Annotated in this window: 16 protein-coding genes; 13 read left to right on the top strand and 3 right to left on the bottom strand. The window is 39.2% G+C overall.

What is annotated here, in order from left to right; genetic code table 11:
• The first annotated feature begins 54 nt into the window (after positions 1-54).
• The 4 genes from R2Q85_RS01680 to R2Q85_RS01665 all read left to right on the top strand — a co-directional run bounded on the left by R2Q85_RS01680 (position 55) and on the right by R2Q85_RS01665 (position 4,271).
• On the top strand, positions 55-2,541 hold the full coding sequence (locus tag R2Q85_RS01680; protein WP_316809999.1) for an Ig-like domain-containing protein: 2,487 nt from the start codon (positions 55-57) through the stop codon (positions 2,539-2,541).
• Between the two features lie 179 nt (positions 2,542-2,720).
• A complete protein-coding gene (locus R2Q85_RS01675) occupies positions 2,721-2,939 on the top strand; it encodes a helix-turn-helix transcriptional regulator (protein ID WP_316809998.1) in 219 nt (72 codons plus the stop codon).
• Between the two features lie 163 nt (positions 2,940-3,102).
• Complete coding sequence (locus R2Q85_RS01670) at positions 3,103-3,714, top strand: cupin domain-containing protein (protein ID WP_316809997.1); 612 nt, start codon at positions 3,103-3,105, stop codon at positions 3,712-3,714.
• A gap of 104 nt (positions 3,715-3,818) precedes the next feature.
• Positions 3,819-4,271 (top strand): RNA polymerase sigma factor, encoded by a 453-nt coding sequence (locus tag R2Q85_RS01665; RefSeq protein ID WP_316809996.1) that lies wholly within the window; start codon positions 3,819-3,821, stop codon positions 4,269-4,271.
• 91 nt (positions 4,272-4,362) lie between these two features.
• Here the strand turns inward: R2Q85_RS01665 and R2Q85_RS01660 are convergent, their stop codons facing one another.
• Positions 4,363-4,845: an OmpA family protein gene (locus R2Q85_RS01660; protein WP_316809995.1), complete on the bottom strand. Its 483-nt coding sequence runs from the start codon at positions 4,843-4,845 to the stop codon at positions 4,363-4,365.
• A 128-nt stretch (positions 4,846-4,973) separates the two neighbouring features.
• Complete coding sequence (locus tag R2Q85_RS01655) at positions 4,974-6,494, bottom strand: right-handed parallel beta-helix repeat-containing protein (protein ID WP_316809994.1); 1,521 nt, start codon at positions 6,492-6,494, stop codon at positions 4,974-4,976.
• A gap of 352 nt (positions 6,495-6,846) precedes the next feature.
• On the opposite strand from R2Q85_RS01655, the gene R2Q85_RS01650 reads away from it, so the two are divergent.
• Genes R2Q85_RS01650 through R2Q85_RS01610 form a run of 9 tightly spaced genes read left to right on the top strand, consistent with a single transcriptional unit; the run spans position 6,847 to position 17,627 of the window.
• Positions 6,847-7,656, top strand: coding sequence for a polysaccharide biosynthesis/export family protein (locus R2Q85_RS01650; RefSeq protein ID WP_316809993.1), 810 nt, complete (start codon positions 6,847-6,849; stop codon positions 7,654-7,656).
• A 4-nt stretch (positions 7,657-7,660) separates the two neighbouring features.
• Positions 7,661-9,985 carry a polysaccharide biosynthesis tyrosine autokinase gene (locus R2Q85_RS01645; protein ID WP_316809992.1) on the top strand — a complete coding sequence of 775 codons (2,325 nt, stop codon included), beginning with the start codon at positions 7,661-7,663 and terminating at the stop codon, positions 9,983-9,985.
• Complete coding sequence (locus tag R2Q85_RS01640) at positions 9,985-11,532, top strand: lipopolysaccharide biosynthesis protein (RefSeq protein ID WP_316809991.1); 1,548 nt, start codon at positions 9,985-9,987, stop codon at positions 11,530-11,532. Before R2Q85_RS01645 ends, R2Q85_RS01640 begins: the two co-directional genes overlap by 1 nt.
• Before the next feature lie 22 nt (positions 11,533-11,554).
• Complete coding sequence (locus R2Q85_RS01635) at positions 11,555-12,298, top strand: glycosyltransferase family 2 protein (RefSeq protein ID WP_316809990.1); 744 nt, start codon at positions 11,555-11,557, stop codon at positions 12,296-12,298.
• A complete protein-coding gene (locus tag R2Q85_RS01630) occupies positions 12,298-13,599 on the top strand; it encodes an O-antigen ligase family protein (protein WP_316809989.1) in 1,302 nt (433 codons plus the stop codon). Before R2Q85_RS01635 ends, R2Q85_RS01630 begins: the two co-directional genes overlap by 1 nt.
• 10 nt (positions 13,600-13,609) lie before the next feature.
• Complete coding sequence (locus R2Q85_RS01625; RefSeq protein WP_316809988.1) at positions 13,610-14,668, top strand: hypothetical protein; 1,059 nt, start codon at positions 13,610-13,612, stop codon at positions 14,666-14,668.
• Positions 14,665-15,510, top strand: coding sequence for a glycosyltransferase family 2 protein (locus R2Q85_RS01620; RefSeq protein ID WP_316809987.1), 846 nt, complete (start codon positions 14,665-14,667; stop codon positions 15,508-15,510). The genes R2Q85_RS01625 and R2Q85_RS01620 overlap by 4 nt, the downstream gene beginning before the upstream one ends.
• Before the next feature lie 18 nt (positions 15,511-15,528).
• Positions 15,529-16,455, top strand: coding sequence for a glycosyltransferase (locus R2Q85_RS01615; protein ID WP_316809986.1), 927 nt, complete (start codon positions 15,529-15,531; stop codon positions 16,453-16,455).
• Positions 16,455-17,627 (top strand): glycosyltransferase family 4 protein, encoded by a 1,173-nt coding sequence (locus R2Q85_RS01610; protein ID WP_316809985.1) that lies wholly within the window; start codon positions 16,455-16,457, stop codon positions 17,625-17,627. Before R2Q85_RS01615 ends, R2Q85_RS01610 begins: the two co-directional genes overlap by 1 nt.
• On the opposite strand, the gene R2Q85_RS01605 is transcribed toward R2Q85_RS01610, so the two are convergent.
• Positions 17,599-18,906 carry an undecaprenyl-phosphate glucose phosphotransferase gene (locus tag R2Q85_RS01605; RefSeq protein ID WP_316809984.1) on the bottom strand — a complete coding sequence of 436 codons (1,308 nt, stop codon included), beginning with the start codon at positions 18,904-18,906 and terminating at the stop codon, positions 17,599-17,601. The genes R2Q85_RS01610 and R2Q85_RS01605 overlap by 29 nt on opposite strands.
• Between the last annotated feature and the right edge of the window lie 34 nt (positions 18,907-18,940).

Below are 18,940 nucleotides of genomic sequence, written 5' to 3'. Positions count from 1 at the left end.
TCTATTTATATGAACGAAACACCTAAGTTTCAAAACATAACAACCAGATATATAATGAAACCCTTTTACACCACACTCCTGCTGTTCGCTTCGTGCCTTTGTATGCCATGCATGACAATGGCCCAAAAACCAAAACCCGTACTAAAAGTAGATTTAAATGTTTCTTCCCGCAGAGCAGCAGAAGTAAATGAATTTGAATACATACCCTGGCCTGTTAAATCCGGTATTTCTGATAAACTTACTGTCAAAGGCGTAACGATCACCTTTACAAAAAAAGGTCCTGCAGGTTCCGGACTTGTAACCGATTATTATAAAACCGGTGTTCAGGCACCAAATTACGCAAGACTAGCCAGTGATGGACTAATGGTTAGCGACGGAAATGCAGGAGCCGAAATAGAAATGCGCATCAGCGGGCTTCCGGCGGGGCCAAATACCCTGCTCACCTTTCATAACATTATAGGAGGTGGAGGTCCGGACATTTATGCCCCAATTGACATATATGTAAATGGAAAACTCGGGGCAAATAATTTGGCACCCTCTTACCGGGTACTTGACAACACCAAAATCAGCACAGCTTATCTGCAGTTTAACGCAGAGGCAGGTAAAGATGTGGTATTAACTTTTAAGGCTGATCAAGCTTCGGCGGCGGCCAACAAAAACCTGATCATTAACGGCTTTGAACTGAATACGCCAAATGTGATCGATCTCGCCAGTTCGCCCCGGCCACTCCACAGCGATGAGCACGTAGCTGCAGATTCCGGAACGCTTCCAATGAGCTGGACAGCTGCAAAAACAGCAGTTTCACATGACCTGTATTTTGGAACAGATTCTACTGCAGTAGCTTCGGCTACCCGCCGTTCTCCAGAATTCAAGGGCAACCGCAAAACAACTACTTATACTGCAGAAAAAATATACAGTATGCTTACCTATTACTGGAGAGTTGACGAATTAAATGCTGCCGGTAAAGTAACTAAAGGCAACATCTGGCATTTCAGGCCCCGGCAGCTTGCTTTTACAGGTGCCGAGGGTTATGGCCGTTTTGCCCGTGGTGGCCGTGGAGGAAAAGTAGTTGAAGTTAACAACCTGAACGATTCAGGGCCCGGCAGTCTTCGTGAGGCAGTTAGCCAAGATATCGGCCCGCGCATCGTCGTATTCACTATATCAGGGATCATCACCTTAAAATCGCGCCTGGTTGTAAATCAACGTTATGTAACCATTGCCGGACAAACTGCCCCTGGTAAAGGCATCTGTATCCGCAGTGCACCCTTAGGTATTGTAGCTGACGATGCCATTATTCGTCACATGCGTGTTCGCCTTGGAGGCGGTACAACTTATGATGGAATGGGAATTACCGGCGCAAACAACAGCATTGTAGACCATTGTTCTATCAGCTGGACCATTGATGAATCATTTAGCTCGAGGGGAGCCCATAATATTACCTTGCAGCGCACCCTCATCTCTGAGGCATTAAATATTGCCGGGCACAATAAATATGAGGCCGGGAAATCACATGGCTTCGCAGCCAGTGTTGGTGGAGATGTAGGCAGTTTTCACCATAACCTGCTGGCCCATTGTGCCGGCCGGAACTGGAGTTTAGCTGGTGGCGCCGATGGTGACGGAAACTACTTAGGCAGAATGGACATGCGCAACAATGTAGTGTATAACTGGGACCACCGTACTACCGATGGTGGCGCTATGGAGGTTAACTTTGTAAACAATTATTACAAGCCCGGTGCAGCTACTAATTTTAAATTTGCCTTAAATGCACAGCACGAAGGCTACGGCGGCGGAATGCAGCGTTATTTCTTTGATGGCAACATCATGCCAGGGCAATTTGATGAAAAGAACCAGGAAGCCGGACGTAAAGAATCGGGTAAAAAAGTAAGTTATCAAACTTTTGTCGACAAGCCCTTTTTTCTTCCTTACGTAACCACACAAAGTGCAAGAGATGCCTATAAAGACGTATTGTCTGATGTTGGTTGTAACCAGCCCGTTTTTGATGATCATGACATCCGAATCATTAATGAAACACTTGCCGGAACTTATACCTATAAAGGCAGCAAATCCGGTAAACCCGGATTGCCCGATTCGCAGGAGGATGTTGGTGGATGGGAAGATTATCCTGAAGTACAGCGCCCGGCATCTTTTGACAGCGACCACGATGGCCTGCCAGACTGGTGGGAAAAACTACATAAGCTGAATCCAAACTCTGCTTCTGGTGATTTCTCAGATGCCAATGCAGATCCGGATAAAGATGGTTTTACCAATCTTGACAATTACCTGGAATGGATAGCGGGGCCACATTTTATAGTGGCAACAGGAGAAAGCGTTACCATCGATTTGAAACAACTGTCGAGGGGTTATACTGAAAAACCGGTATATCAGGCTTTGGCCGCAATTAACGGCCAGGCAAAACTAGAGGACAAGGGTATTGTTAAATTTACCGCCGATAAAGCGGGCCTGGCTTCTTTTAAATTTACAGTAACCGATGCAGCAGGAAGTTCATTTACCAGAACGGTAAATATTGCAACAGGAATTTAAGACAAAATCATAAATGCGATTAAAAAGGGAGCAATTAGCATTGCTCCCTTTTTACAAATCCCTTTTCACCTCATCAGCCTTTCCTTGAAAAGCCCGGCTACTATGGCGCCACTAAACATCCAAGCTTCCTCTTTTTTCGTTTTTAATGTATAAGTACAGGTTAAATTAATTTTAATTATATGAAGGAGCTCGCAGAAAGAAAATCGAAGCTTGTTGCAGATAACATTAGAAAAACAAGAGAATTGAGAAATTACACTCAGGATTATCTGGCAATAAAATTAAATATATCACAGAATGCCTATAGTAAAATTGAATTGGGTTACAGCAATATTACCATACAACGGCTATTCCATATTGCAGATATCCTGGAAGTTGATGCAGAACAACTGTTGACGTGATAGCGTACGAAATGGTCAAGTGATACTATCTTGTACATCAGTAATACTCATATCTATCACAAAAACCTTATCTTTACAAAAGTAACCATACAATTGAACATAAATCTGAAGTTGCTTTAGAGAGGTATAGCAGAAACCATAAACATAAAATCTGAACAGTACAATGAAAGACCTGCAGACCCTGATTGACTCCGGAATACTCGAACTGTATGTCTTAGGCCAGACAACGGAACAAGAGAATCTGCACATTGAACAAATGAAAGCAACTCATCCGCAGATACAGCAGGAAATTGACCAGATCAGCCTTGCACTGGAAAAATATGCATTGGAACATGCCGTCAAACCAGATCCCATTATCAAACCATTTTTGCTTGCCACAATAGACTATACAGACCGTGTAAAATCAGGTGAACTTATCACTCCTGCTCCACTACTCGACGAAATTTCAACAGAAAGTAACTACCGGTACTGGATCAGCAGAAAAGACATGATACCTCCTCACTATTTCGAAGATGTATTTGCAAAAATAATAAGTTATACGGCGCAGGCCATTACAGCCATAGTCTGGCTTAAACACATGGCACCCCAGGAAGTACACGATAATGAATTTGAAAGATTTCTGATCCTGGAAGGCAGCTGTAACATCCATATCGAAAATGAGATCCACAGCTTAACCCCCGGAAGCTACCTGGAGATACCCTTGCACAAAAGACACCATGTTATCGTTACCTCACAACAGCCTTGCAAAGTATTGTTACAGCGTATCGCCGCCTAACTAGCTGTACCAGTAAATGACAGTATTCCTGTAAGTTGTACTTTTCATGATAATAAATACATCAAAAACGTTTTTCATTTGTTTATCTACAGAAGCTTACAATTATGATGGCAATTACGCTACCAACAATTACAGATCAACCTGCAATAATCCAGCTTGTTAAAAACGATGAAAGTGAGTTTATACAGGACCTCTACAATCGGTACGGAGCCGCTCTATTCGGCATAATCTTAAGAATAGTAAAATCTGATGAATTGGCAGAAGATGTTTTTCAGCAAACCTTTCTAAAAATCCGTGAGGAAAGTGTTCAATACCAGCCATCCAAAACAAGAATTTTTACCTGGGCGGCTGCTATTGCCAGAAATATAGCTATAATTTATTCATCCGGCAAACCAGTGGTCAACGAAGATCATGCTTTAAATACGGAAGAAGCCGTATTTAAACTCATTTACCAGGAAGGCCATACCTGCGCCCAGGTGGCTGATAAATTGGGTATTTCTGTTCAAACGGCCAGAACCAAATTTAAAATAGCAGTCAATACATTCGTAGTTCGGTAAAAACAAGTTCAGCTGTAAATCAAACGCTCGGCAAGATCCTCATTTAGTACCAGTTAACTGTAAAAACCATGTATAGCATTGCTGCATCACTTTATTGTTGCCGAAGGTCGATTGCTTTCAGCTCAATTTCAACCCTTCTGTTTTTCTGACGCCCGGCTTCTGTTTTATTTGAGGCTATAGGAACAGTGCTACCAAAAGGGGTGGTTATAATTCGTTCCGCCTTTATACCTTTACTAACCAGATATTTCTTTACATTAATAGCCCTTTTATCAGAAAGCACCCAGTTATACTTATATTTTCCAATAGAGTCTGCATGCCCCCTTAAAGAAATGGCATAATTGCTACTTTTAATCTCCTTTGCCAGCTGATCAAGATTTGAATAATAGTTATTCCGTATTGCAGGCCTGTCAAAATCATATTCCAGTGTTCTCGTCAGGGCGGCCAGAGATTTTGCCCTATCTGATATTACTGGGACTTTACTATCACTATTTGAAGCGATAAAAACAGTAGTTGCACTTGCTGTTAACAATAAAGTTAATACAGCAATACCTGAAGTGATAATTTTGGATTTCATAACTTTAATTTTAAAAGGTAAATAATCTGAATTTCTCAACAATCAACAATAGGTATCATATATACGTATTAAAAAAATGCTTGGATTCAAGCGAATACATATTTTTTAAAGAAAATGAAGAGGGGATTTTAAAAGCTATTTCCCGTTAACTGTTTATTGATAAAGCCGGATAGATCAACTACAGCTCCAAAGACTTTATTGTTGCTGAATTTTACGTCAACCGGCTTTCCCCCAAACGCAGTAATTGCACTTACTGCTGCACCCGACGAAGATTTATTATTATTTCCTTGAATAACTGCATCGCTTACAGTTGCTTTGTCTGTTCTGATCACAAATCCCAGATCAAGCCCTGCCCCACCCGATGCAGATGTTGCGTAGCTAATAGTATCAGCAACAAGATTGATTACCTGGTTAACAGCAGCACTTGAATTATATTTTGTATAACTAAATACCCCAAACCGTTCTTTGTCCGTACTTATAGTATAAGCAAAATGGTTCTTTTCGACATCCAGTTTATAAGTTGCAGCGCCGCTTTCAATACTGATTCCCTTGGTAATGATATTGGTAAAAGTGTTGCTTTGTATCAGGGCATTTGCCTCATAATCTCCAAAAACATGTATACCAATATCGCTCTTACTGAGTTTATTTCCTGTGACTGTTGCTGCACGGGCATGTTGTATATTTTCAGGGACAGGAAAGGTATAATTAAGAATGATAGCTGTTGATCCTGGATTTTCGAGAATGACATTATTGGCAACTGCAACGTTGCAATTACCCCTTACTTCAATCGCGTAAATTTTACTGTCGGAGATGATATTGCCAGTTACCCTGACATCAGTTCCTACTGCTGAAAGTGCTATGCCATCAATAGCTTGCTTAGGATCTTTTCCTGTACCAGTTATCACATTTCCTTTGATCAGGCTTTCATTTGTTTTGCCCCAGTCTTCAATTGCCATACGGCCGGCATTAGTTATAGTATTGGTCAGCACCTGGCAGCCGGACGAATAATCCGTAAGATGGTTGCCATTAGCTGTCACAGCATTTGAATACGCATTTTTTATATCATTACTTTCAACAATAGTACCGTCAGCACCATTTTCGGCATATTTTATACCTAATGTTAGGAGTCTATTGTTCTTTATCGTATTATTCGAAGATGCCGGACCACTGATCCAGACAGCCTCCATACCAGTTAAAGCGTAAGGCAGGTGGAAATCAAAAACGCAGTTTTCAATTATGGTACTTTTACTGTTTAATATATAAATGCAGGCATTATTCCATTCACTCCAGTGATAAGGCTGATCCGATTGGGCAAAGGTAATCCGATTGATAATGAACTGATCAGCAGTGTTACCAAAAAAATATCTCCCATTGCTGAGCAAGGTGCCAGACATGTTATTTCCGGCTTTTATGATCGTAGATCCCTCCCCGTAAATTTTAACACCTGCTTTAAGATTCACGGTTTGGTTAATGATATAAGTCCCGCTCTTTAAATAAATTTCCGAACGTTCATCAATTAACTTTTGCAGTGCAGCCGTATTATCTGTGATGCCATCACCAATTAATCCATAGGATTCAAATGACTGGCCTGGCTTACCAATTCCATTTCCTGGAGAAACCGGCAAATCCTGAACAGTTTCTCCCTTCATTTTACTACATGAAAGCAAAATGAATGACAGCGCGAAATTCAGCATGATAATTTTAATCATATAAATACCGCCTAAAATGATTGAAAAATTGAAAAACTCCCTTAATATGAATCAAAACAGGTAATCATTTTACTCAAAATTACTCAGTTTGGGGAACAAGGTACTAATTTAAATATTTAAACCAAATTTTTTATTAAAAAATAAAACTAAGAATATTTAAAATACGTAAGAATATCTAAATCAGGTGTTATTTCAAAGATTTAAGCAGGCTTTTAGAATGACTAGCATAATTTTTGAAAAATATCTAACAGGTTTAATTATAGTTTCCCACAACATCTAAATAATTTACCAAATGCATAAAGACTCCCGTAACTCTTCAAAAAGATCTGCTCTTTTTTTAACGTTTATTCTCTTATTCCAGCTTTTGCTTGGCTCTTGCGTAAATTCCCGAAAGACGGTGTATTTCAATGATCAACAGGATGCTACTTTAAAGTCAAACAATATACCAATCCGGAACGTGGTCCGTCCAAACGATATTTTAAGTATTGCTGTGACAAGTCTGAACCCCACAGCTACGGAGGTATTTAATAAGCCAAATAATGCATACGTAAGCAGCAGCAGTGTAAATGGAGCAAATTTACAATCGCCTGGTTATCTTGTCAATGACGACGGAAACATTCAATTCCCCGTTCTCGGAGAAATAAAAGTCAGCGGACTTACGACCAATGAACTTCGCATCAAGATTACAAATGAACTGCAAACCAAGAAGTTATTAATTGATCCGATAGTGATCATCAGGCAACTCAATTTTAAGGTAAGTGTACTGGGGGAAGTTTCCAGACCAACAGTAGTTAACGTTCCCAGCGAAAAAATATCCTTGCTGGAAGCACTTGGCCTGGCGGGAGATATTACCATATATGGCAAAAAAGACAATGTCATGATCATCAGGGAAGAAGATGGTGTTAAAAAGATCAAACGGATAGATTTGAACTCAAGTGAAATCTTTAATTCAGAATACTACTATCTAAAATCCAACGACATTGTATATGTTGAAGCAAATAAGGCTAAAATAGCCGGTTCAACAAGATCTTCGCAACTCTTACCTATAATTCTTAGTGCACTTTCATTTGGTGCCATTATCATTGACCGTATCGTAAAATAGCGCCATGAAACTGATCAGAAAAACTTCGGAACAACGTGCAAAGAGCGAGCCCATGGGCAATATGATTTTTAAGCTTTTACCTTACTGGCCTCTTTTTCTGGGCTTATTTATAGTGTCCATTATCGGCGCCTGGATATACCTGCAATTTACTGCCCCACTTTATGAGGCCAACGCACGTATACTGATCAATGAAAAAAAAGGTGGTGATGAGATGAGATCTTCAGAACCAATGGAAACTTTTAATCCTAAAAAAACGGTGGATAATGAACGGGAGGTTATTATATCTGCTCCTGTTTTGCAAAAAGTTGTGTATGACCTTGCGCTGTACGCCCCTGTTTTAACACATAAACAATTGACTACTAAATCTCTATATAAAAATTCTCCCGTAAGGATCATCGTAAAAAACCCACTGGAAATAGTTGAAAAAGAACGGATAGACTTTTTCTATACACCAAGCGGTATCACCATCGCTGATAAAAAATACCCGTTGAATAAATGGGTAAAAACGGATTACGGAACATTAATGTTCAAAAAAAACAATGTTCTTTTAAATGTACCCGACGGTGATTTTTCCTTTTCCCTGATTTCTCCAAAAAAAGCAGCAACAGCTATTGCAGAAAAACTCAAAGTAACGGAAGCAAATAAGCTTTCTACCATCTTGAATGTTTCGTTTTTGGATGAAGAGCCGAAAAGGGCTGAAGATGTATTAAACGATATTCTTAAAGTTTACGGTTCTTTTGAAATTGATGAACAAAACAGATTGGCGGCAAACACACAGGAATTTATTGGACAGCGTCTGGCTTCTGTAGAGAATGAGCTGATTGCCATTGAAAGCAAGCTACAAAACTATCGTTCAACCCGAGGAGCAGTTGATGTTGGTGCCCAGGGAAAGCTCTATCTGGAGAATGTGAGCACAAATGACCAAAAAGTCGGCGAGATAAATATGCAACTTTCAGTATTAAATCAAATTGAAAAGTATGTGGGTTCAAAAGATCTAACCGGCGGCATAGTCCCTTCTACTGTAGGCATTAGTGATCCGGGATTAACACAAATGGTTAAGGATATTTATGAATTACAATTAAATACAGAAAGCTTGCGAAAAACCACAGGAGAAAACAATCCGATGGTTGTTTCCTACAAGGACCAGATTGCTAAAATAAAGCCCCAGATTATGCAGAATCTGCAAAATCAAAGACAGAGCCTCACTGCAAGCCGGAATAATTTGTCGGCAACTACAAATAATTATTCATCTGCATTGCAGGCTATGCCAGAAACAGAGCGTAACCTTGTAGACATCAACAGGCAGCAGCAGATAAAAAGTGGCATTTATACATTCTTGCTGCAAAAGAAGGAAGAAACCGCCTTGTCGTACATTACAACCGGATCTGGCAGTAAGGTTGTTAACCCGGCCGAATCATCCGAATTTCCGGTGAGCCCAAAAAGGAAAATGATTTATCTTGCTGCCCTATTTGGTGCTGGAATCGCGGGAATCGGCTTTGTATCCTTAAAGGAAGGTATGAGAAGGAATATCATGTTCCAAAGAGATATTGAGGAACTTACCTTGTTGCCTGTTATCGGAGAAATTACGGCAAATGCTTCCAATAAATACCTTGTAATGGGTTCCAAACAGCGAACCTTAATTGCAGAACAATTCCGGAGTTTAAGAACCACATTACATTATCTTGGCGTAAATGCGATCAGGAAAAAGATCATGGTTACCTCGGCAATTTCCGGTGAAGGAAAAAGCTTTATCGCTTCAAACTTAGCCATCACACTTGCAATGACAGGAAAAAGAGTGGCTTTATTGGATTTTGATTTAAATAATCCATCTATACACCGTAAGTTCAATATCAAACAAACTGCCGGCATCTCTGATTATCTGCAGGGCAAGGCAGATACACAGGATATTATCAATGCATCAGCCGAACATGCGAATTTATCCATTTTATTGACTGGAGCACTTCCTGAAGATCCGGCAGAGTTGATCATGAACGGTAAGGCAGAAGAGTTGATGACCTACCTGGATGCAGAATTTGATTATATTATTCTTGATGTCCCACCAGTTGGACCAGTATCCGATGCTTATATTCTTGCGCCTTTATGTGATGCTACACTATTTGTAGTCAGACATAGCTATACGCCAAAAGCCTTCGTAGAACGGATTGACGAGAATATCAAATTAAACAATTTACCTAATCCTGCAATCGTATTTAATGCCGTTGCACCAAGGGGATTTGGTAAAAACAATTATGGATACGGTTACGGTTCTGGAATGGTATACGGTGGAAACTATGATCAGAAGAGACTTGATACGGAAAGCAAAAAATAATGAATGTTAAGGTTTTAAAATGGAACTTCGTTTTTCAATATGGATATGTGATCACAAATATCATAAACTCCATAATCCTGCTGCCTTTATATTTAAAGCGGATTGATGCATCTACTTTAGGTTTGTGGCTTGCTACCGGCAATATACTGGCCTGGATGACCCTGGCCGATCCTGGAGTTGGTGACGTTTTACAACAAAAAATTGCCCAGCTCCGCGGAAAGAATGAAGTCATAAATACAGGTCTGACCATTGGATCAGGGCTGATGGCGTCACTCGGAATTCTGCTGATTTCAGTAATGGCTGGATTTGTTTTTTATTTCCTTATAGGACATATCATTAATAAAGATGTATCTGCATACGATGGCTTACAGACAGCCTTACTGATTTCAATTATTGCCACAGGGATGTCGTTGGTTTCATTTAGTTTATCGGGAATCAACCAGGGGCTGCACAATTCGGGTCCGGTAGCCATAAGCTCCTTAACAGGGAATTTTTTATTTCTAATTACCAATGTGCTGTTGTTGTATTTAGGGTTTGGAATTATTTCTATTGCTTTTGCTAATTTGTGCAGGGCACTCTACATCAATGTATTTAACTTCTCTGCCCTTAAAATCGCATTAAAGAAGCAACAGATCACAATCAGGTTTCATACCGGTCATTTTAAAAAATTCATTAAGATCTTTTCATTTACATCTGTTTCCAGAATTATAGGAGGTGTATCGGCCAGTATGGATATGATCGTTTTGGCAAGATTTATTACGCCGTCCATGATCACAGTGTTTGAAATTAATAAACGGCCGATACAAATGACCCAGTCCCTGATTGGCAGGCATTCGGTTGCACTGATGCCTTTAATTTCACATGCACATGGAACTGGCGATGAGGGAGGGATTAAAAGCCTGATCAATACTCAATTTAAGTATTATGTATATGGAGCAATGTTTATCGCGCTCTGTTTCTGTTTCAACTATCATAGTTTGATTACTGCCTGGACCGGGCAGGGCAAGTATGCAGGAGATCAGGTTGTGTTCCTCCTGATTGCCAATTTCTTTTTTGGTTTAATCGGTTATTTTATGGCAAATATGGGTTATGCACTGGGAGACATTAAAATGAACAGTTTTATCAATATCATCAAAGGAATTGTTTCCGGTATTTTATTCTATGTGATGACCAGTTCTTATGGAATTATAGGGCTGCTTGCAGTGATGTTAACGGTAAGCATCTGTATTGATTTTATATTCTTCACTTTCCGCCTGTATAAACTGGGTTATTTGAATTTAAATTATCTGCGGAATTCCCTTGTACTCTGGGCTAAAATAATTCCATCTGCAACTTTAGCCGGTTGGATACTTAGTTATTTCTTTAATATCATTATTCCTGAACAGATGTACATCACCAGGATTTTACTGAATGGCTTCAGCTTTACAATTTTCTTTGCGGCATTGGTGTTGCTTTTGGACCTGACACTAAGAAATGAAATAGGTAACGTACTATCGTCAACATTCAAAATAAACCTTAATAAACAAGCTTCATTAAACCAACATTAAGAATATGGCTAAATTGGTGGTTATGCTCCGCGTAAAAGATGGGATGTTCTTTGCAAAAGAATGGCTGGATTGTATGGAAAAACTTGCTGATGAGATTGTAGTGCTTGATAATGGATCTACTGATGGAACCTATGAAATATTAAAAGCACATCCAAAAGTGGTGGATATGGTTCGTACAGAAGGATATAACGAAGGACGCGATAAAAACCTATTGTATGACCGTGTTCGTTTGCGTAAACCAGATTGGTGTTTATGGATAGACATTGATGAAATTTTTGAGCCTGGTCTCAACAGAAACGATTTTAATCGGTTAATGAGCAACAGATATATCAATAAATTTGCATTCCGACGGTTTCACTTTACTGACAAGGAACATTTTGCAGGATCATGGTACAGGCTAAATTATTCCGCTGGTCATGACCGCATCATGTGGAGAGAAAATCCTTCAGGATATTTCCAGGATCTCATTATCGACTCTCCAAATATCAAAGGCATAAAAGGGCTTAAAAAGAACACCAATTTCCGTTTAAAACACCTGGGTTATATCAATAAAGAACTTGTTGATAAAAAAGCAGAGATCTACAGAGCGATCATTCCAGAGAATGAGGAAATTTTCCAGAGTATGTATCTGAAAGGGGAAAGACCAATAAAATGGATTGACAACAGAAATAGCCTTAAAGTAATTTTGCTAAATAATTTGTTAAATGCCATCCAACTTACACATCTGGTGCCGAAGGTAATCAGACGATTTAAAAAACTGATTTGATGAACTATACCCTAAAAATATTCAATTATCAATTTGATGTGAAGGAAATTCTTATCATATTCTTCACTTACCTTTTGATGGAGAATATTTTTTCCTGGCTCATATTGCCTAATTCGATCATCCTTTTAATGTATGAAAAGATTTTAAGTCTTGTTATTTTTGGATTCATCCTGTATAACTTCAACAATCTTCGAAAAAGTGAACAGATCTTCATTGGACTGATGGTTTTGGTACTCATCCGGCTAATATTTATCTCAATGGTCGATTACGGAACGATCTTTCAGCAGCTTACACTTTTCACCATACTTTTCCCTATTGCTTTTACCATTTACATTAAATGTATCTGCAGGTCCCTTGACTTCGATCTGCTGGAGTTTTTCGCGAAATTTTACCTGATCCTATATGTTGTGTTTATGGTCATCTATGGGCGGGAATTTTCATTTAGTCTGGACAGCGTCCAGATGGACGACTACGGTCCATTTTCTGGCGACAGCAGGATTATCCATGCCAGATCCATCTTTATGATGATCATCACTTTGCTTTGGTTCCTCCACAGTTTTATCAGGGACGGAAAATTAAAATACCTCCTTCCTTTCTTATTTTGTTTTGTCGTCATCATCTTGCACCAGCATCGTTCGGTATGGGCCAGTGCAATTTTTGCGCTCGGGGTATATATTTTTATGGCTACCAGAAACAACCTGATCCCTTTAGCAAAAATACTGAAGTTCATGCTATGGAGTATTTTTATACTGGGTCTTGGTGTCTTTATCCTATCACAGTTTTTCCCCGGTCTGCTTACATTTTTTGCTGAACGTTTTAGTGAAATCCTGGACCCCTCAAGAGAGGATGGAACTGGTAAGTTCAGGGCAGATCAGCGACAGGTTTATTTTCCCATGGTTTTAGAACGTCCATTTTTTGGATGGACATTTGAAGGCTTTGAGATGAAAAATCCACTCGTAGACTGGTGGCCGGAGAAAACCGGACAGCATTTTCACGAAGGTTATATGGAAATGCTCTTCTATCATGGTTTTTTTGGTTTACTATTAAAATACGCTTATCTCCTATATTTAACTTTTAAGGCTTTCAGTAAAAGACTAAGCCAGGAGTCTGTGGTCATGATCGCGTTCTCCATGGCAGGGCTGATCTTTTCTTTCAGCTATGTACTGCCCTTGATCTTCTGGGGACATGTTGGCCTATGTTTATACTATCTGGAAAGAGAACCAGAGAAAAAAGTTATGAAAAAAGAGGTGCAGGAAACCTCTACGGACGATTATCAGCTAACTAATTATAAATATCAATAGTAATAGTAATATGGATCATATATGTACCTGGTTGTGTGCTGATGAAGTAGGAGAAGAAAGTATTTACCCGCAAACCGGAGAAAAATCTTCCGGAAAAAAGCATCAGCAAATCTACTGGCGCTGCGTGCTGCTGTTTTACGCAACCAGCAGGCGGTTCAACAGGAGCCAGAAACATTTGCTTTTCACCAACGTAAAACTGCTGCCCATTGTGGATGAAATTAGTGTGCAGGTGATGTTGAAAGACATGAATGTAGAAGTAATTCATACCGATTTTAAATATAAAACGCCTAAAGGATATTTTAATCTTTTTCAGAACCAGTTTTATGAGTTCTCCATTTTAGAATATATTATTCAACACAATAACAATCAGGAAGACCAATACCTGATATTAGATTCAGACTGCATTTTTACCAAGTCCGTAGCTGATCTTTTTGAAGAAGCAAAACCTGCCGGATTTATTTCATTTGAAGATGCTTGTACCACAGAACTTGTCATTCATGGTTTGAGTAGGATAAATATGAAACATCTTTATGAAGATTTATCCGGGGCATCTGTAAATGAGATACCAGGATATCATCTTGGCGAGTTTTTTCTGGCAAATGTAAAAAATATCAGGCTCATTTTTAAAGGTTTCAAGGAATTATGGCCGGAATTGATGAGAAGACATGAGGCAGGATTGCCCAAATTTAATGAAGAAGCACAGACCTTAAGTTATTTGTATTATAAGAATGGTTTCAAATCCAGTACAAAAACGCATTACTTGAAAAGGATCTGGACAAATCCTGTCTTTTACAGAAATGTGGAAACTTCGGATACAGAGGTTTCCATATGGCATTTACCAGCCGAAAAAACGTTTGGTCTGGCCCGCTTATATGCAAAATTGATCATTGAGCCCGCCGATTACGGCTTTTACCTCAGCCATGATATTTTTATAAATACGGTAAAAACTACCCTCGGTATTCCTTATCTACCCCTTTCCATGAAAATGGAATATTATATTCTGAGTTATTACAGGGCATTGAGAAAGAGAATAAAAAAGATCCGTTTAATTCCTAAAGCAGCCTTATGAAAATAGCCGTCTTATTAGCCACGTTTAACCGTAAGGCGCAAACGCTATCCTGTTTGCAGCGAGTTTACCTTCAATCTCTGCCCACTGGAACCGAGCTTGTTGTTTTCATGACGGATGACAACTCCTCTGACGGTACGGCTGAAACAGTTGCCAATTACTATCCTCAGGTAAATTTATTAAAGGGGACTGGAAATTTATTTTGGGCAGGTGGAATGAGGAACTCCTGGACAGCGGCCTTAAAGGTTAATCCTGATTATTTTCTGCTCCTAAACGACGATACTTTATTAGCGTACAATGCCATTGATAAACTTTTAAATTATTATGATGGTCACAGAAACCAACCAACGGCCATTACTATAGGGAGCACATTTGATGTTACAAGGAACGAAATCTCTTATGGCGGCAGAAAATTATACAACCAGAAAAAGGTTCAAAGTTATCCGGTGTTCAGTGAAACAGAATACATGGAATGTGACCTTGCCAATGCCAACATCATGATGGTACCGAAACAAATTGTTCAGCAGCTTGGCATACTATCTGATCGTTATACACACAGTATTGCAGACTTTGATTACACTTTAACTGCAAAAAAAGCCGGATTTAAGAACATGGTAATTCCAGGCATATTAGGAAATTGTATTGATGATCACGGCAATAACTGGAAATCTTCCACCACATCATTAAGAGATCGGATCAGGTATTTAAAGAGTCCCAAAGGATTGGCTTATCATGAGTATTTAGGGTTTATTAAACTGCATTTCCCCTTGCATGTGCCCGAAGCATTTGTCAAGCTTTGGATAAAAACCTTGTTCCCGGTATTGTGGGACAAATTTAAAAGATAATCAGCATTGTAAAACAGCATGGAAAGATCAGTTATTATAGGGGTATTTTGTTACAACAGGGCCAGCAAATTAAAAGCCTGCATTGATGCACTTTTAAAAAACCCTGAATGTGGATCAATGGATATTGTTTTTTTTAGCGACGGCTATAAAAAGGAAGCTGACAAGGAGGCTATCTTAGAGGTACGGGCCTATATCGATTCCATTACAGGATTTAAAAACGTAATCAAGCATTACCGTGACCATAATTTTAGTACAGGTCCAAATTTCCGCGACGGACTTACCTTCCTAAGCAATCACTATGATGAATTCATTATTGTAGAAGATGACCTGATCGTATCTCCCAATTACCTGAAATATCTATTAGATGGGCTTGAATTTTACAGAAAGGACCAATCTGTTTTTTGTGTCACTGCCTATGTGTTCCCAATTAACTGTAAACAATATCCTTATGATACGATAGTTTATAAGAGGTTTTGTTCTTATGGATGGGCGGGCTGGGCCGACCGTTTTAAAAATATCATATGGGATAACCATGACCTGAAGGAGCTGATGGATACTTCTCCCGGATTTAAAAAGAGACTGAATGCAGAAGGTTATGATCTTGTCAGGATGCTTAAAAAGCAAATCTCAGGAACTATCTCAACCTGGGACATACAAATGCAGGCGCACGTAGCCGAAAACCGCTTGAAAGTAATCTATCCGGCACTTTCAAAAGTAAGCAATATTGGTTTTGATGAAGAGTCTACAAATACTTATGGGATCAACTACCTGGTCACGCCTTTAGACAAGGGCATAAAACGGAGTTTTAAATTCTGCCCTCCAAACTATTTGGTTTCAGACCTGCAGGCACAAATAAAAAAACCATATGGACTAAAATCATTAGTTGTGCGCAAGCTCATCAATGAGTTCCTGAAATTTACGAACAAGGTCAAAAAAGCAGGATAATGAAAGTATTGATTATTCATACGTTTTATAAACAGGGCGGTGGTGAGGATAGTGTTGTCAGTAATGAAATGGCATTGTTAAGGGCCGAAGGTATCGACGTATCCTTACTTACTTTTAACAATGCCGGAAAAACCTTCCTGAAATTGCTTCAGCTTCCTTTTAATTATGGTGCGTACCTGGCAACAAAGGAGCGGATCGATACTTTCAGGCCAGATGTGGTTCACGTCCACAACCTCCATTTTAGTGGGTCTGCGTCGGTAATCTACGCAGTAAGAAACGCTAACCTGCCACTGGTCATGACCCTGCATAATTATCGCATGGTATGCCCTTCAGGCAGTTTATATAACAATAACAAGCTATTTCTGAATTCCCTTCAAAGTTCCTTCCCCTGGGCCGCTGTAAAAAAAAGAGTTTATAAGAATTCTCACCTGATCACCTTATGGCTTTCGTTGTCAATATATATCCATCACCAGTTAAGAACATGGAAAGCTGTAGACAAATTTATTCTACTGGGAAAGCATTCCAAATCTATACTGGAAAAGTCAAGATTAGGGAACTACGCTGAACGTATGGTGGTTAAGCCCAATTTTTGTTATCCTGCCGCATTTTCAAGAGTAAATACAATCCGGACACATTACCTTTATGTAGGAAGACTGACTGTAGAAAAGGGCGTTCTTATATTACTGGATGCATTTGCAGAAAGCAAATTACCCCTAAAGATTGTTGGTACAGGGCCTTTGGAATCTTCAGTGCGGGATTATGCCAGCCAATACGCAAATATTACCTTTCTTGGCCAACAACAGAAACCTGTTGTTGATGAACTGTTAGATGAAACGATTGCATTGATTTTTCCTTCTGTATGGTATGAAACATTTGGGATGGTAATTATTGAAGCCTTTTCAAAAGGGGTTCCGGTTATCTCTTCGGATCTTGGCAACATGAAGGACATGATAAAAAATGAGGTAAACGGCCTCCGGTTTGAAGCGGGAAACAGCAAAGACATGACAAGCAAACTTTTGCACTTCAGCCAGCTGCATTCGCATGAGAAGGAAACTTACCGTCAAAATGCGCTGGATACCTATACAAAACACTATACGCCTGAAGCTAACATCAAGCAGCTTTTAAAAATCTATGCAGCTGCAATTAATAAGCATTCTCATCTCCCTTTATAGTAACGTATATAGTAAGGAATATAATCTTTATGTCTAGTAATAAATTCCAGTTCTCAATATACCAGATATCGTACTCGATCCGCTTTTTTAGTTGAGTAATTTTTTTGATCTCACCCCTGAATCCATTAATCTGTGCCCAACCCGTAACCCCGGGTTTAGACAAATGACGAATCATATACGCCTCTTCCAAATTTGCAAAATCTATGGTGTGTTTAAGCATATGAGGCCGTGCGCCTACTATTGACATTTCTCCCATTAACACATTGAAAAACTGAGGCAGTTCATCGAGGTTTGTTTTGCGCAAAAAACGCCCGACTCTTGTTAAACGGTTATCATTTTGGGTAACCTGAGCCGTAGCTTCATTTGCGTTATTAACGGGCTTCAGACTGCGCAGCTTTAAACAAGAAAATTCTCTATTGTTTCTACCTGTCCTTTTTTGTGAAAAAAAGACAGGTCCCTTAGAATCAAACTTTATAAGAATAGCTAAAATAGGCAATAACCAGGAAAGAAGAAATAAAAGGATCATGCTGCTCATAATGATATCAAAGAGCCGTTTTTTTATTTGCGCTGTTCTATATTCCATCGGCTCTGACCGCAAAGATAGAATGGGCATATTATCAATAAAATCAACATGTACTTTCCTGCCAATAAATTTACTCAGGTCCGGCACAAATCTAAACCGGATGAAATGTTTTTCTGCTTCTTCTGCTATTCTGTAAAGATCAGCAGAGCTTTCCGGAGAAAGCGTGCAGTAAATTTCTGAAATATGATGATCGATGGCATAATCCAGACAATTTCCAACATTCCCTAATATCGGATAAGCCTGTTTCAAACTATCCTCATCTATATCATCAAAGTATCCCCGAAACCGCAAGTTACTTTGACTCGAATAAAATAACCTGGTTAAGGAGCGGGATGTCTCATTAAATCCTATTATCACTACATTATTATAGAATTTTCGATTTGTGCGGGTATACAACACATAAGAAATAAGCATCAACCGACTGATTAACAAAAAAATCCCAAACCCTACCACTATGCATATTGCAAAGAATTGGTCCAGGTGATAATTTGCCAATAAACTAAAAGAAACCAGGGCGAAACAAAACATGACCAGTGAAATCGCTGTTCGTTTTGATAATATCTTTAAATTAACATCTTTATATATGATGTAAGCCGCTGTTAAATACGAGCTCATCAACCAAAAGATATTACTAACTAAGTTGAGCACAATAAAAGTTTTTATTTCTGCATCAGAACCAATATCTATTCTTGACAACAATAAGATAAACACCAGATTTAGCACGATCAGA

It is taken from the genome of Pedobacter heparinus (genome assembly GCF_032678725.1).
In the GTDB taxonomy this organism is placed as follows: domain Bacteria; phylum Bacteroidota; class Bacteroidia; order Sphingobacteriales; family Sphingobacteriaceae; genus Pedobacter; species Pedobacter heparinus_A.
The sequence above is the reverse complement of the archived record's forward strand: the minus strand, read 5'-3'. Positions and strand labels throughout refer to the sequence as shown.